We start from the raw sequence: 13,952 nt of genomic DNA, 5'->3' as shown, positions 1-13,952 counted from the left end.
AGTGGATATCCGCGGCAGGCCGATTATGCTTCTCATTGACCTTGCGACGTGCCGCAGGGCTGCCTGTATTCAAGCTTCGCGCAATCCGTACGACCTGACATCAGCCCTGGGCTCGAGTGCGGTAACGGTATTGAGGGACTCCGGCCCAACACAACAACAAGACGGAGACGAACATGGCACAGACATACAGCCCGTCCGCGGGCAACGCGCCTTCCACCGGAGTGACGAAGGAGGAGCGCAAGGTCATCTTTGCCTCCTCCCTGGGCACCGTTTTCGAATGGTACGACTTCTACCTCTACGGCTCCCTGGCGGCGATCATCGCCAAGCACTTCTTCGCCGGGGTCAACGAAACCACCGCCTTCATCTTCGCCCTGCTGGCCTTCGCCGCCGGCTTCGCGGTGCGGCCCTTCGGCGCCATCGTGTTCGGCCGCCTGGGCGACATGATCGGGCGTAAGCACACCTTCCTCATCACCATCGTCATCATGGGCGTGTCCACCGCCGTAGTCGGCCTGCTACCGGCCTACTCCACCATCGGCGTCGCTGCGCCGATCATCCTCATCACCCTGCGCCTGCTGCAGGGCCTGGCGCTGGGCGGCGAGTACGGCGGCGCGGCGACCTACGTCGCCGAGCACGCGCCCAAGGGCAAGCGGGGCTTCTTCACCTCGTGGATCCAGACCACCGCGACCCTCGGCCTGTTCCTCTCGCTGCTGGTGATCATGGCCTGCCGCACCGTGCTCGGCACCGAGGCGTTCGAAGCCTGGGGCTGGCGGATTCCGTTCCTGCTGTCGATCCTGCTGCTGATCATCTCGGTGTACATCCGCCTGCAACTCGCCGAGTCGCCGGTGTTCATGAAGATGAAGGAAGAAGGCAAGGCCTCCAAGGCGCCGCTGACCGAGTCCTTCGGCCGCTGGGAGAACCTCAAGGTGGTGATCATGTCGCTGCTCGGCGGCACCGCCGGCCAGGCCGTGGTCTGGTACACCGGGCAGTTCTACGCGCTGTTCTTCCTGCTGCAGACACTGAAGATCGACCCGCAGACCGCCAACCTGCTGATCGCCGGCTCCCTACTGCTGGGCACACCGTTCTTCGTGTTCTTCGGCAGCCTGTCCGATCGCATCGGCCGCAAGAAGATCATCATGACCGGCTGCATCCTCGCGGCGCTGACCTACTTCCCGATCTTCCACGGGCTGACCCAGTTCGGTAACCCGGACGTGTTCGCCGCCCAGGAGAAGAACCCGGTGACGGTGGTCGCCGACCCGAGCGCCTGTGCCTTCCAGTTCGACCCGGTGGGCAAGGCCAGATTCGTCAGCTCCTGCGACATGGCCAAAAGCCTGCTGGCCAAGCGCGCGATCCCCTACGAAAACCTCAAGGCCGAAACGGGCGCCGTCGCCCAGGTGCACATCGGCGACAAGGTCATCGCCAGCTTCGAAGGGGCCGGCATGCCGGCGGCAGAGTTCAAGGTGCAGTCCGAAGTCTTCACCGCGCAACTGGCCGCCTCGCTGAAGGAAGCCGGCTACCCCGAGAAGGCCGACCCGGCGAAGATCAACCACCTGATGATGCTGGTGCTGCTGACCGTCCTGGTGATCTACGTGACCATGGTCTACGGCCCCATCGCCGCGTGGCTGGTAGAGCTGTTCCCGACGCGCATCCGCTACACCTCCATGTCACTGCCCTACCACATCGGCAACGGCTGGTTCGGCGGCTTCCTGCCCACCGTCGCCTTCGCCATGGTGGCGGCCACCGGGGACATCTACTACGGGCTCTGGTACCCCATCGTCATTGCCGTGATGACGGCGGTGCTGGGCATTCTGTTCCTGCCGGAGACCAAGGACCGGGATATCACCCGCACCTGAGCCCGACGTCTCAGCCGCTGTCGCACAATGCGACAGCGGCTTTCCTTTTTCTTTTCCTCCATAAAAATAAAATCCTTTTAAGTCATAAAGTTGCCTTCAATTTTCAGCCTTGGCACAGCCGTTGCGATATCCCGCCTCAACGTTCCTGGAACAGACAACAAGAGGCCACCGCAATGCTCGCTTCCCTGCCCATCAAGCCCGAATCCCGCGCCTTCCTGCAGCGCGCGCCGAAGATGCTCATCGGTGCCGACTGGACCTCCGCCAGCGACGGCGCCCTGATGGACCTGCGCAATCCGGCCACCGGCGAAGTGCTCTGCCAGGTGCCGGCCGGCACCGTCGCCGATGTCGACCGCGCCGTGCGCGCCGCACGCCAGGCCTTCGATGACTCCGCCTGGAGCCGCACCCGCCCGCGCGAGCGGCAGAACCTGCTGTGGAAGCTCGCCGAGCTGATGGAGCGCGATGCCGACCTGCTGGCCGAACTCGAATGCCTGAACAACGGCAAGAGCGCCGCCGTCGCCCGCGTGATGGACGTGCAACTGGCCATCGACTTCCTGCGCTACATGGCCGGCTACGCCACCAAGATCGAAGGCACCACCGTGGACGTATCGATGCCGCTGATGCCCGACGGCGACTTCCACGGCTACATCCGCCGCGAAGCCGTCGGCGTGGTCGGCGCCATCGTCGCCTGGAACTTCCCGCTGCTGCTGGCCTGCTGGAAGCTCGGCCCGGCGCTGGCCACCGGCTGCTCGGTGGTGCTCAAGCCCGCCGACGAGACGCCGCTGTCCGCGCTGAAACTTGCCGAACTCGTCCTCGAAGCGGGCTACCCGGCCGGCGTGTTCAACGTCGTCACCGGCACCGGCATCACCGCGGGCGCCGCCCTCTCCCACCACCCGCTGGTGGACAAGCTGACCTTCACCGGCTCCACCCCGGTGGGCAAGCAGATCGGCAAGGCGGCCATGGACAACATGACCCGCGTGACCCTGGAGCTGGGCGGCAAGTCGCCGACCATCGTCATGGCCGACGCCGACCTGGCCACCGCCGCAGCCGGCGCCGCCCAGGCGATCTTCTTCAACCAGGGCCAGGTCTGCTGCGCCGGCTCGCGCCTGTATGTGCAGCGCAAGCACTTCGACAACGTGGTGGCCGACATCGCCGGCATCGCCAATGGCATGAAGCTGGGCAACGGGCTCGACCCGAGCATCGACATGGGCCCGCTGATCTCCGCCAAGCAGCAGAAGCGCGTGTTCGACTACATCGAACTGGGCCGCGACAAGGGCGCCACCATCGCCTGCGGCGGCGAGCAGTTCGGCCCCGGCTACTTCGTCAAGCCGACGGTGATCGTCGACGTCGACCAGAAGAACCCGCTGGTGCAGGAAGAGATCTTCGGCCCGGTGCTGGTCGCCCTGCCCTTCGACGACATCGAGGATGCCCTGCGCCTGGCCAACGACAGCCCCTACGGCCTGGGCGCGAGCGTCTGGTCCAACGACCTGGCGGCGGTGCACCGCATGGTGCCGCGCATCAAGTCCGGCTCGGTGTGGGTCAACTGCCACAGCGCGCTGGACCCGGCGTTGCCCTTCGGTGGCTACAAGATGTCCGGCCTCGGCCGCGAAATGGGCGCCGCCGCCATCGAGCACTACACCGAGCTGAAGTCGGTGCTGATTCGCCTGTAACTCTCCACTCGTCTACCTCGTCCGCGCATCCTCTGTGCGGGTCTTGCATCCCCCGGACGCGGCAGCGCACGGGGGATTTTTTTGCGCTCAATCGCGATCCGGCGCTCCCAGCGGGAACAGTGTCCGCAGAGGTCGCGCATCCTCCACCGCGCGGGCGAAGGACGGGCGCGCCAGCAGGCGCGAACGGTAGGCGCGCAGGGTCGGGTAGCGGTCGCCGATGGGGTGGGTCCAGTCGGCGTAGAACAGCGAAGGTGCCGCAGCGCAGTCGGCCAGGCTGAAGCTGTCGCCCGCCGCCCAGGCGCGCCCGGCCAGTTCCTCTTCCAGCCAGGCATAGGCCAGTTCGAGCTTGCTCACCGCGTGGGCCAGGCCTTCGGCACGCTTGCTCGCCTCACCGCTCATGGCCCCCAGCACGGCGTGCTGCACCGGGGTCATCACGTGCCAGTCGAAGAAGCGGTCGAGGAAGCGCACGTCCAGCGCCTTCAGCGGATCGTCCGGCAACAGCCGCACCGGGCCGGGATGCTGCAAGTGGAGGTACTCGATGATGATGCTGGTCTCGGCGACGCTGTGCTCACCGTCGAGCAGCACCGGGAACTTCGCCAGCGGCCACAGGCGCAGCCAGTGCGCACCGTTGTCCGGCTCATCCGGGCCCAGGCCGCGGAACTCGAAGGGCGTGGCGTTCTCGTACAGCGCGATCAGCACCTTCTGCGTGTAGGAGGAAAAGAGATGGCCGAAAAGGACAAGGGACATGGCGGAATTACCTGGGGTGGACCAAAGCCTTGAGCCTAGCCCCGAATGCAGGGGAGCGACCGACGGCCCCGCCGACCGGCCATGTCGTTTTTGGCGATGCCCACGACGATGTCGAGTAACTCACAGCTCTGCCACTGCCTTAGCTTGAGTCTCACGGCGCCCCCATTCCCAGCCCGCCCACGGCCATCGGGCCGTTCACGGTTGACGCTTGCCCACAGGAGAACCGCCAATTGGTCGAACGCCGCCAGTTCAGTGGGGCCATGCAGAGGCGCAACCTGCGCTATCTCGACGGAAAGTCCCGGGAGCCCGGCCGTCTCGCGCGGGTAGGCTTCCTGCTGCTGGAGCACTTCTCCCTGCCGGCCTTCACCCAGGCTCTGGATACTCTGGTCACCGCCAACCTCATCCGCGCACAAACCTTCGCCACCCAGACCTTCAGCCTCGATGGCGAGTCGGTCACCAGCGACCTGGGCCTGGTGATCTGCCCCGGCGCGACGCTGACCTCGGCGCAACTCGCCGAGCTCGACCTGCTGGTGGTCTGCGGCGGCTTGCGCACCTCGCTGCGCGCGATCCCCGAGCTGACGCGCCTGCTGCGGATCGCCGCCGACCGCGGCATCGCCCTCGCCGGCCTGTGGAACGGCGCCTGGTTCCTCGGCCAGGCGGGCCTGCTGGACGGCTACCGTTGCGCCATCCACCCGGAGAACCGCGCGGCGCTGGCGGAGATCGCCCGGCACAGCGATGTCACCAGCGAGAGCTACCAGGCCGACCGCGACCGCCTCACCGCCGCCAGTCCCACCGGCGCCTTCAACCTGGTGCTGGAGTGGATCAATGTGCGACACGGCCGCGAACTGGTCGACGCCATTGTCGACATCCTGGCCTTCGAGGAGTCCCGCTTCCGCCGCACTCGCCCGGCACTGCACGAGAAGCTCAGCGAGCCATTGCGCGAGGCGATCAACCTGATGAGCGCGAACATCGAGGAACCGCTGAGCCAGGACCAGCTGTCGAACTACGTCGGGCGCTCCAAGCGGCAGATCGAGCGACTGTTCCAGGACCAACTGGGCACCACGCCGGTACGCTATTACCTGGAGCTGCGCATTACCGAAAGCCGTCGCCTGCTGCAGCATTCCAGCCTGCCGATGTACGAGGTGGGGCTGGCCTGCGGCTTCGTCTCGCCCAGCCATTTCAGCAAGTGCTACACGTCCTTCTACGGCTACTCGCCGTCCAAGGAGTCGCGCTTCGGTTGCGTGAAGGCGGTGCGCACAGGGGAGCGGTTGTAGAGGCACGCTTCGGCAACCGGGCCGGCGCCTGGTCGCTAATATGGCCCATTAGCACGCCAGATCATCGAAAACGTCGCACCCAGCGCTTCTGGCAATAAAAAACCGCGCCCTGGGGCGCGGTTTTTCATCCTGCTGGAAGCAACCGACCGATCAGCCCAGCGGCGGCGTGCTCGGCGGCACCAGGCGCTTGGAGCCGGTGGCCTCGAAGGCCGCGGCAAAGGTCAGCAGCGCCGAGTCGTCATAGGCGCGACCGGCGAAGGTCAGGCCCACCGGCATGCCGATGTCGGCCATCACGCCCATGGGCACGGTGACGGTCGGCACGCCCAGGTGACGGATCGCCAGGTTGCCGTTGGCCACCCAGATGCCGTTGCTCCAGGCGATGTCGGCCGACTCCGGATTGACGTCGGCGTCCGCCGGGCCGACATCGGCCACGGTGGGGAACAGCACGGCGTCCAGCTTCAGCCCGTCCATCCAGTCTTCCAGATCGAGCTTGCGGGTCTTTTCCAGGCCACGCAGGCCGTCGGGCAGGGTCTCGATCTGGTCCCAGGTCTTCAGGCCGCGCTTGGCCATGTTGACGTACTCGTCCATGCCGGCGACCAGGTCGTCCTCGCGGTTGGGCAAGGTGCCCGGATCGTGCGGGAATATCTGCGGACCATCGACGTCGGCCAGCTTGTTCAGCTTGGGGTCGCCGTTGGCGCGCAGGAAGTCGTCGAAGCCCCAGCCGGACAGCTCCCACAGTTCATCGTGGAGGAACTCGGGGGATACGATGCCGCGGTTGAATACGGTCGGCGCGCCGGGACGGTCGCCCTCGCAGTTGGAGACCAGCGGGAAATCCACTTCGACGACTTCGGCGCCGGCGGCTTCCAGGGCCTTGCGGGCCTGTTCCCAGAGGTCGATGACCGAGGCGCGGGTGTTGATGCGCTGGCCGGTCGGGCCGCCGATGCCAGGCTTCTCGCTGGTGCCGGCCAGTTCGTCCTTGTTGATGAACATGCGCGGCACGCCCAGGCGCTTGCCCTTGAGGGCTTCGGGGCCGGCGGCGAGGTCCAGGTAGGACGCCGGGCGCACTTCGCTGACGGCGGGGATCGGCACCCACGGCTGCAGGCGCCACAGGTCGCCACGCTTGTCGGCGTCTTCGGCGACGACCACGTCGAGCACTTCCAGCAGGTCGGCCATGGTGCGGGCGTAGGGCACCACCACGTCCATGGTCGGGGTCAGCGGCCAGTTGCCACGCACCGAGATCACGCCACGGGACGGGGTGTAGGCGCACAGGCCGTTGTTCGAGGCCGGGCCGCGGCCGCTGGACCAGGTCTCTTCCGCCAGGCCAAAGGCCGAGAAGCTCGCGGCGGTCGCAGTGCCGGCACCGTTGGAGGAGCCGGAGGCGAAGGGCGCGGTGAGGAACTTGCGGTTGTACGGGCTTTCAGCACGGCCGTAGACGCCGCGCTGCATGCCACCGTTGGCCATGGGCGGCATGTTGGTCTTGCCCAGGCAGATGGCGCCGCCGGCGCGCAGGCGCTCGACGGTGAAGGCGTCGCGGTAGGCGATCAGGTCCTTGAAGGCCGGGCTGCCGGAAGCGGCGGTCAAGCCTTTCACCAGGTAGCTGTCCTTGGCGGTGTACGGAATGCCGTCCAGCGGGCCGAGGGTTTCGCCACGGGCGCGGCGGGCGTCGGAGGCTTCGGCTTCCTTCAGGGCCTCGGGGTTGCGCACGACCACGGCGTTGAGCTTGGTCGGGCCATCGTAGGCATCGATGCGCGCGAGGTAGGCCTTGACCAGTTCGACCGCGGTGGTGCGGCCCGACTCGAGGGCTTCACGCAGCTGCGCAATGGAAACTTCGGTTACCTCGATCATGCTTTCACCGTCGGCTGAAGGTTGGTGGGAAGGGGCAGGTCTGCGTCGCGAAGGACCCAGACGGCGCAAGTCGGAAAATGCGTGTTCATCTCGATTCTCTTGTACTTCTGTTACGCGACGGGAGTGAGTTTACCGTCGGCCGGCGGCGTCGTTCAGCGCCCGGCGGACAAACCGGATGCGCATCCTGGGCAAGGCAGGGCGAATACAGCCGCCAGGGCGCACACACTGGCATGTCCGATCAGAATACACAACACGCGTAAATTAAAAAAAACGCCCGCCGAGCGCGGACTCGACGGGCGAGATACGGGTGCCGGGGGAAGCACCCTTGGAGAGTGAATCAGCGAAAGCCCGAAGGCAGACGCTGGCGCAGGCTACTCGCCGCCTGCCGGCGCTGGGCGGGTCGCTGGGGGGAGCGATCCGCCCGAAGACGTATCAACCTCTACAGATCATCAACCGTGCTGCGAGCACTGGTAGGCGGCGTCCAGCAACTCGCCCTTGTCCTGCCAGGCGCTGCGCTGGAAGGCGCTGAAATGGTTGCCGCCGGCGATGGGGGTCACCTGGACGATGCCGCTGGCCTGCAGCGGATCGGCGCTGCCGGTGAGCAACTGGCGGGTGGTGCCGCGGTCGCTGACGAACGTGGCGGTGCCGGGAGTCAGCCTGCCGTCGACGCAGTTGAGGTAGGCGCTGCTGTCCTGGGCAGTCATGCCACCGAGGCTATCCCAGCTCAGCTGGCTTTCGGAGGTCGCCGCGCAGCCGGTCAGGCTTGCCAACGCCAGCAGCAGCGGACCAAGGGCGATACGGGCAGCCGGGCGATTGGCGGTGGGGCGCTGGGTGTTCATCGATTCTGTCCCTTGCTCGGTTCATCGATCTCGTGGGGCAGATAGTCAGCCGCGCCCGGCCCGCGCACCACTCGATTGCATCGATAGTGAAGCTCGACGGCATTGATGGTTGCGCGCCGCTGCGCAGGAAGTTCGAACCCTCCCCGCCCTGGCCGGTCGCAAATCAGGAAGCCCCCGACTTTCCAACCCCGGAGGACATGCCATGAGCTACGACTGGGACCTGATCGAACGCCTGCTGCTGCGCGCCCAGGAATGCGCCGACCAACCCTACAAGGCTCGCGAATGCGGCGAGGAAGTGGCCGAGCAGCACCGGCTGCAGGGCGAGCCGGTGGAGGGCAGCACGGATCATCTGAAGAAGGTCGCTGGCGACCTGGAGGGCGATCTCTACGCCAACGGCTATATCCAGGAGCGCCCGCGCGAGCACGGCGGCACCGGCAACAACTTCGAGCTGACCGAACGCGGCACCGAGCTGCTCACGCTGATCAGCCGCAGCTTCCCGGACCACCTGGTATTCCGCCAGCTGCTCGACGAGCAGGGCGAGGCGGCGCTGCTGCCGGAATCCTTCGACCGGCTGGCCGAGCGCGCCACCCGCGACCGGGTGAACGATCGACCGGAGCGCTGAAGGCTCAGGCGGCTGGCAATTCCATGACCATCTCGTGCCACGCCATGCCGCCATGGTCGGACGCCGACGGCTTGACGTAGCGGTAGCCGAAGCGCTCGTAGAGCGGCACATGGCGGTCCTTGCACATCAGGTGGATGGTGCGCTTGCCCAGGCCCGCCATGCGTTCGACGAAGGTGCGCATCAGCAGCGACGCATAGCCCTTGCCCTGCTGCGCCGGGTCGATCACCACCGACATGATCACCACGTTGGGCGCCGCCGGATCATGGCCGATGAGTTCCTTGAAGCCCTCGTCGGACATCACCACGTCGAACGCGCAGCCACTGTTGATGAAGCCGATGATCTCGCCGTCCAGCTCCATGATCAGGAAGCCTTCGGGATATTGCGCGATGCGCGTGGCGATCTTCTCGTGCGTCGCCGCCTCGTCGCCCTCGTAGGCGGTGGTTTCGATCGCGAAGCAACGGTCGGTGTCGGCGGGAACGGCGGTGCGGAAGGTCGGAGCGGTCATGGGGAAATCCTGGCAGGGCAAAACAGGACGGCATGGTAAAGAAACCCGGCCGTCCCGTCTCGCCGCCCTGCCCTGCGGCCGGTTTCAGCCCTGTGGCAGGCGCGCGATCACCTTGATCTCGAAATCGAAGCCGTAGAGCCAGGTCACGCCCACCGCCGTCACCGTCGGATAGGGGGCTGCGCCCCAATAGTCGGCGGCGACCTGCCAGGCGCGCTCGAAATTCGCCTGGGGGTCGACCATGAAGATCGTCACGTCCATCACGTCATCGAAGCTGCAACCGGCGGCGTCGAGGATCCCGTTGAGGTTTGCGAAGGCGCGCCGCACCTGGGCATCCAGCCCGGCCTCGGGCGAACCGTCCTCGCGGCTGCCAACCTGACCTGAGACGAACAGCAGGCCGTTGCTGCGGATCGCCGGGGAATAGCGGTTGCGTTCATAAAGAGCCTGGCGGCCGGAAGGGAAAACCACGTCACGTGTACTCATCTGCTTGCTCCAGCGAGGGGCGCGATGGCCCCGGTTCAACGATGGAGGCAGGTTACGGCGCGCGGGGGCAGCGATAATCGGGCAACACTGGTCAGCATTGTTTGTAGAATCCAAACAATCAGCCCCTCTCAACGCAGGTCAGCCGGAGCCGCCATGGACCGTTTCGATGCGATGCAAGCCTTCGCCCGCGTGGTGGAAACCGGCAGCTTCACCAAGGCCGCCGACACCCTGCACATGAGCCGCACCAGCGTGACCCAGCTGATCCAGCAGCTGGAGGCGCGCCTGCGCGTGCGCCTGCTCAACCGCACCACGCGCAAACTCAACCTCACCGCCGACGGCGCCGCCTACTACGAGCGCGTGGTGCGCCTGCTGGCGGACATGGACGACGCCGAGACCAGCCTCTCCAGCGCCGCCGCCCTGCCTCGCGGGCGCCTGAGGGTGGACGTGCCCAGCCCGCTGGCGCGCATCCTGCTGATCCCCGCGCTGCCGGACTTCCACGCGCGCTACCCGGACATCCAGATCGACCTGGGCGTCAGCGACCGCATGGTCGACCTCATCGATGAGAATGTGGATTGCGTGGTCCGCGGTGGCGAACTTACCGATCAATCGCTGATGGCCCGGCGCGTCGGCGACCTGCAGTTGGGGGTCTTCGCCGCGCCTTCCTACCTGCAGCGCGCCGGAATGCCGGAACACCCGCGTGACCTGGGGAACAGCCAGCAGCGCATCGTCGGTTACCTCTGGGCGCGCACCGGCAAGCCGTTGTCGTACGCGCTGCACAAGGCGGGAGAGACCGTGCAGGTCCAGGGGCGGCCGGTGCTGACCGTGGACGACGGCAACGCCTACCTCGCCGCCGGTATCGCCGGCATGGGGGTGCTCTGGCTGCCGCGCTACATGGCCGACGAGGCCGTGGCGCGCGGCGAACTGGTGGAGCTGTTCGCCGGCTGGACGATGGAAACCATGCCGCTGTTCGTGGCCTTCCCGCCCAACCGCCACGTCAGCGCGAAGCTGAGGGTGTTCATCGACTGGATCGTCGAGCTGATGGCGCGGCACGCGCCGGTGGCCCAGCCCCAGCTCTAGACAGCGCAACTTCAACCCAGGCGCATGGACAATTCCACGTCATCGGCAAACGGAATCGACAGGTAGCGCCCGCCCGGCAGGCGGACCTCCGCCAGGTACTCCGCGCTGTAGTCGGCGTTGTCGGCGATGACCAGCGCACCGGGCCGCAGGCGGTTTTCCACCAGGGCGAGGACTTCCGGGTAGAGCGCCTTGGCGCCGTCGAGCAGCAACAGGTCGATGCTCTCAGGCAGGTCGCGGGCCAGCGTCTGCAGTGCATCGCCCTCGCGGATTTCCACCAGGTCGGCCACGCCACCCGCGACCAGGTTGGCCTGGGCGCGTGCCACTTTCGAAGGCTCGAACTCGCTGGTGATCAGCCGGCCGCCGCCGTTGTCGCGCAAAGCAGCCGCCAGGTGCAGCGTCGAAATACCGAAGGAAGTGCCGAATTCGACGATGTGCCTGGCGCCGATGCTGCGCGCCAGCATGTACAACAGCGCAGCGGTTTCCCGCGAGACGGGCAGCGGCTGGTCCCTGAGCTGGCCGTAGAGCTCCCGATACTGGGTCTTGCTCTGCATCAGGCGCGTCAGCGCGGCCTGGTCGAGATTGGCGAAGGCCGGGCTGGACTGGGGAGAGGCCGCATCAGCTTCCTCGAAGAGGCGTTGCAGCAGGGGTGCCAAGGGGGCAGAAGTGAGGGTCGTCATGCTGGTCTCCGGATAGGGGATTGAGCGCGAACAAGCGCCCGACTAGAATGCGACGAATTCGTCAGGTTACACTATTCGCATTGCCGGAGAGCCCCATGCCCGAACGCCGCAGCCCGCGTATTTCCACGCGCAAGGAGCCGAAACAGGCGCGCTCCAACGACCTGGTGACGGCCATTCTGGATGCCGCTGTTCAGGTTCTGGAGAAGGAAGGCGCCTCGCGTTTCACCACCGCGCGCGTGGCCGAGCGCGCCGGGGTCAGTGTCGGCTCGCTGTACCAGTACTTCCCGAACAAGGCGGCGATCCTGTTCCGCCTGCAGAGCGACGAATGGCGGCAAACCACGGAGATGTTGCGCGGCCTGCTGGCGGACGAAACGCAGGCGCCATTGCAGCGCCTGCGCAACCTCGTCCATGCCTTCATCCGCTCCGAGTGCGAAGAGGCGCGCATGCGCATCGCCCTGAGCGATGCCGCCCCGCTCTACCGCGATGCGCCGGAGGCCCGCGAAGCCAAGGCCGCCGGCGAGGGGATTTTCCAGGGGTTCATCGCCGAAGCCCTCCCGCTCGCTCCCGAAACCCAGCGCACGCTGGCTTGCGAGTTGATCACCACGACGCTCAGCTCAGTGGGCAAGCAGTTCTCGGAAAGCCCGCGCAGCGCCGAGCAGATCGACGCCTTCAGCGATGCGCTGGCAGATATGTTCTGCGCCTACCTGAAGAGCCTCATGCAGTAGAGGCTTACTCCCGGCACTCCACCAACTGCGCCTCGGCCTTGGCGCCCGGCATCATCGCCTGCAACCCGGCGATCAGTTGGTCGCCCGCCTCGCGCAGGGCTTCCAGCGGCATCTGCGGCAGGCTTTCGAGGATGAACCACATCTGCTGCGCGTCGGCGTCCAGGCGGGTGCGCACGCCCTGCCGCCAGTTCCAGCGGCGACAGGTGACACCGAGGTCGTCACGCCAGATGACTTCGCCGGATTCGGGCGATTCGTGGGCCGGCGCGCCGTCCTTCATGGTGTCGAAGAGTTCGTTGCCGTCGGCGATCACCAGGCGCGGGGTTCCGGCGTAGGCGGCGAGGTTCTCCCCACCCACCGGAATCGCGAACTGCACGCTGATGGCGTTGTACAGGTCCACCACCGGATCGATGACCGGCAGACTGCCGTCACGCAGTACACGCTTGCGCAGCGCCTCCGCCGAGCAGGGCGTGCGCTGAGGCTTGGCACCAAAACGGCGGAACACGTCGGCCCACGCCGCCAGGTGTGCCTCGGCCCAGGCCGGCTCGCCCGCCAGGAGAGCCGCGCAGGCTCGCTGCAGGGCCTGCTCGGCCACCGCCGGGTGGCGGATCGGCGCGGCCTCGACCGTGATGCTCAGGGCCCGAAAGCCGGGGGCGATGGCGGCGATGGCGGGGGCAATGCGAGGCGTGACGGGATGCATGACGAAATCCTTGGTGTACAGCGAATGCGGACGATCAAATTGCCCATCTCAGCGGTGGACGAAGTTGCGCTTGTGGTAGTCGCCCCAGGCAACGGACAGGGTTTTCAGCAGGCAAAGCAAAGTGGTCCATCTGGACTTCATGGGAATGTCTCCGGAATCGGTGGGCACGAAGGCGCCGGGCAGCAAGCCTGGCCAGGCTATTTCTACCGGGAAGGCGCCGACGCTGCCATGAAATCCCCGAATGAAGTATTAGCCAGGCTTATGCAAGCTCTCAAAAATCAGTCCAGCTAATCCGCAATGCTTTAGTCGAACAGAACTGTCGGGCCACAGAAATCGTGCATTGAAGTGCGCCCCTGCCAGCGGTGAGATGGAGAAGGACATCAGCATCCTGACCGACATCCAGTTCACGGATGGGCGCGGTTACGGCTACTGAGGCCTGCGCCCAAGCCGCCTTTTGCAGACTCACCCAAGCCACAGCGCTCCCGGGTTGAGCACTACTCACCAACCGACAGCAACCACTCGATGAACGCCCGGACCTCCGGGCGTTCCCGCTTCGCCTCGGGGCAGACCACGTAGTAGTTGTGCACTGCCGCCACCGAGATCGGCGCCGGACGCACCAGCCGGCCTTCGTCGAGGTCGCGCTGTGAAACCGTCTCGTCGCTGAGCGCCACGCCGAAGCCAGCGCGCTGGCCACGCTCTTCTGCAGCGCTCGCCCACTGGCGGTCAGCACCAACTGGCGGCCGCGCTTCTCGAACAGCTCCACACCCAGGCCGGCCTGCAGCGCCTTGACCTGCTGGCTGACCGCGCCAGTGGCGGGAGGGCCACCTTCTGAAGCAATCCTGCGCAAATCGTGACGGACGGTTATAGCAGGAGCGGCCTTCACCCGGGAACGCAACGCGCTCCAGGCACCTCTGGCCCGCAATTTGCGAAGTCCTGTGTCCAGGTGG

14 protein-coding genes and 1 pseudogene are annotated in these 13,952 nt (G+C 66.4%); 6 read left to right on the top strand and 9 right to left on the bottom strand.

What is annotated here, in order from left to right; genetic code table 11:
- The first annotated feature begins 173 nt into the window (after positions 1-173).
- Complete coding sequence (locus tag LDJ84_RS12545; protein ID WP_024765574.1) at positions 174-1,850, top strand: MFS transporter; 1,677 nt, start codon at positions 174-176, stop codon at positions 1,848-1,850.
- A gap of 173 nt (positions 1,851-2,023) precedes the next feature.
- Complete coding sequence (locus tag LDJ84_RS12540) at positions 2,024-3,517, top strand: aldehyde dehydrogenase family protein (RefSeq protein ID WP_226046406.1); 1,494 nt, start codon at positions 2,024-2,026, stop codon at positions 3,515-3,517.
- 87 nt (positions 3,518-3,604) lie between these two features.
- Here LDJ84_RS12540 and LDJ84_RS12535 read toward each other — a convergent pair whose 3' ends face one another.
- A complete protein-coding gene (locus tag LDJ84_RS12535; RefSeq protein ID WP_024765576.1) occupies positions 3,605-4,264 on the bottom strand; it encodes a glutathione S-transferase family protein in 660 nt (219 codons plus the stop codon).
- A gap of 260 nt (positions 4,265-4,524) precedes the next feature.
- Between LDJ84_RS12535 and LDJ84_RS12530 the strand changes: the two genes are divergently transcribed.
- Entirely contained in the window at positions 4,525-5,538 is a 1,014-nt protein-coding gene (locus tag LDJ84_RS12530) for a GlxA family transcriptional regulator (RefSeq protein WP_128082559.1), read from the top strand.
- A gap of 150 nt (positions 5,539-5,688) precedes the next feature.
- Here LDJ84_RS12530 and LDJ84_RS12525 read toward each other — a convergent pair whose 3' ends face one another.
- Both LDJ84_RS12525 and LDJ84_RS12520 read right to left on the bottom strand, forming a co-directional pair.
- Positions 5,689-7,383: an amidase gene (locus tag LDJ84_RS12525; protein ID WP_024765578.1), complete on the bottom strand. Its 1,695-nt coding sequence runs from the start codon at positions 7,381-7,383 to the stop codon at positions 5,689-5,691.
- Positions 7,384-7,832: 449 nt separating this feature from the next.
- Positions 7,833-8,222, bottom strand: coding sequence for a hypothetical protein (locus LDJ84_RS12520; RefSeq protein WP_226046405.1), 390 nt, complete (start codon positions 8,220-8,222; stop codon positions 7,833-7,835).
- Positions 8,223-8,424: 202 nt separating this feature from the next.
- Between LDJ84_RS12520 and LDJ84_RS12515 the strand changes: the two genes are divergently transcribed.
- Positions 8,425-8,844, top strand: a complete 420-nt coding sequence (locus LDJ84_RS12515; protein ID WP_024765580.1) for a hypothetical protein — start codon at positions 8,425-8,427, stop codon at positions 8,842-8,844.
- A gap of 4 nt (positions 8,845-8,848) precedes the next feature.
- Here LDJ84_RS12515 and LDJ84_RS12510 read toward each other — a convergent pair whose 3' ends face one another.
- Together LDJ84_RS12510 and LDJ84_RS12505 are read right to left on the bottom strand one after the other, a co-directional pair.
- Positions 8,849-9,349 (bottom strand): GNAT family N-acetyltransferase, encoded by a 501-nt coding sequence (locus tag LDJ84_RS12510; RefSeq protein ID WP_065084116.1) that lies wholly within the window; start codon positions 9,347-9,349, stop codon positions 8,849-8,851.
- An 84-nt stretch (positions 9,350-9,433) separates the two neighbouring features.
- Positions 9,434-9,829, bottom strand: coding sequence for a RidA family protein (locus LDJ84_RS12505; RefSeq protein WP_037012222.1), 396 nt, complete (start codon positions 9,827-9,829; stop codon positions 9,434-9,436).
- Positions 9,830-9,982: 153 nt separating this feature from the next.
- Between LDJ84_RS12505 and LDJ84_RS12500 the strand changes: the two genes are divergently transcribed.
- On the top strand, positions 9,983-10,906 hold the full coding sequence (locus tag LDJ84_RS12500; protein WP_226046404.1) for a LysR family transcriptional regulator: 924 nt from the start codon (positions 9,983-9,985) through the stop codon (positions 10,904-10,906).
- Positions 10,907-10,917: 11 nt separating this feature from the next.
- Here LDJ84_RS12500 and LDJ84_RS12495 read toward each other — a convergent pair whose 3' ends face one another.
- Positions 10,918-11,583: an O-methyltransferase gene (locus LDJ84_RS12495; RefSeq protein WP_037012220.1), complete on the bottom strand. Its 666-nt coding sequence runs from the start codon at positions 11,581-11,583 to the stop codon at positions 10,918-10,920.
- A 95-nt stretch (positions 11,584-11,678) separates the two neighbouring features.
- On the opposite strand from LDJ84_RS12495, the gene LDJ84_RS12490 reads away from it, so the two are divergent.
- A complete protein-coding gene (locus LDJ84_RS12490) occupies positions 11,679-12,308 on the top strand; it encodes a TetR family transcriptional regulator (RefSeq protein WP_226046403.1) in 630 nt (209 codons plus the stop codon).
- A gap of 4 nt (positions 12,309-12,312) precedes the next feature.
- On the opposite strand, the gene LDJ84_RS12485 is transcribed toward LDJ84_RS12490, so the two are convergent.
- From LDJ84_RS12485 to LDJ84_RS12475, 3 genes and pseudogenes are all read right to left on the bottom strand, one after another.
- On the bottom strand, positions 12,313-13,005 hold the full coding sequence (locus LDJ84_RS12485; RefSeq protein ID WP_024765585.1) for a B3/4 domain-containing protein: 693 nt from the start codon (positions 13,003-13,005) through the stop codon (positions 12,313-12,315).
- A gap of 494 nt (positions 13,006-13,499) precedes the next feature.
- Positions 13,500-13,676, bottom strand: coding sequence for a LysR substrate-binding domain-containing protein (locus LDJ84_RS12480; RefSeq protein WP_226046402.1), 177 nt, complete (start codon positions 13,674-13,676; stop codon positions 13,500-13,502).
- Positions 13,677-13,726: 50 nt separating this feature from the next.
- Positions 13,727-13,888 (bottom strand): annotated as a pseudogene (locus LDJ84_RS12475) (LysR family transcriptional regulator); the annotation flags it as partial.
- Positions 13,889-13,952: the final 64 nt, after the last annotated feature.

Origin of the sequence: Pseudomonas sp. HS-18, from assembly GCF_020401845.1 — a bacterium.
GTDB classification, from domain to species: domain Bacteria; phylum Pseudomonadota; class Gammaproteobacteria; order Pseudomonadales; family Pseudomonadaceae; genus Pseudomonas; species Pseudomonas nitroreducens.
Note: the sequence above shows the minus strand (reverse complement) of the source record. Positions and strands in the feature narration are given on the sequence as shown.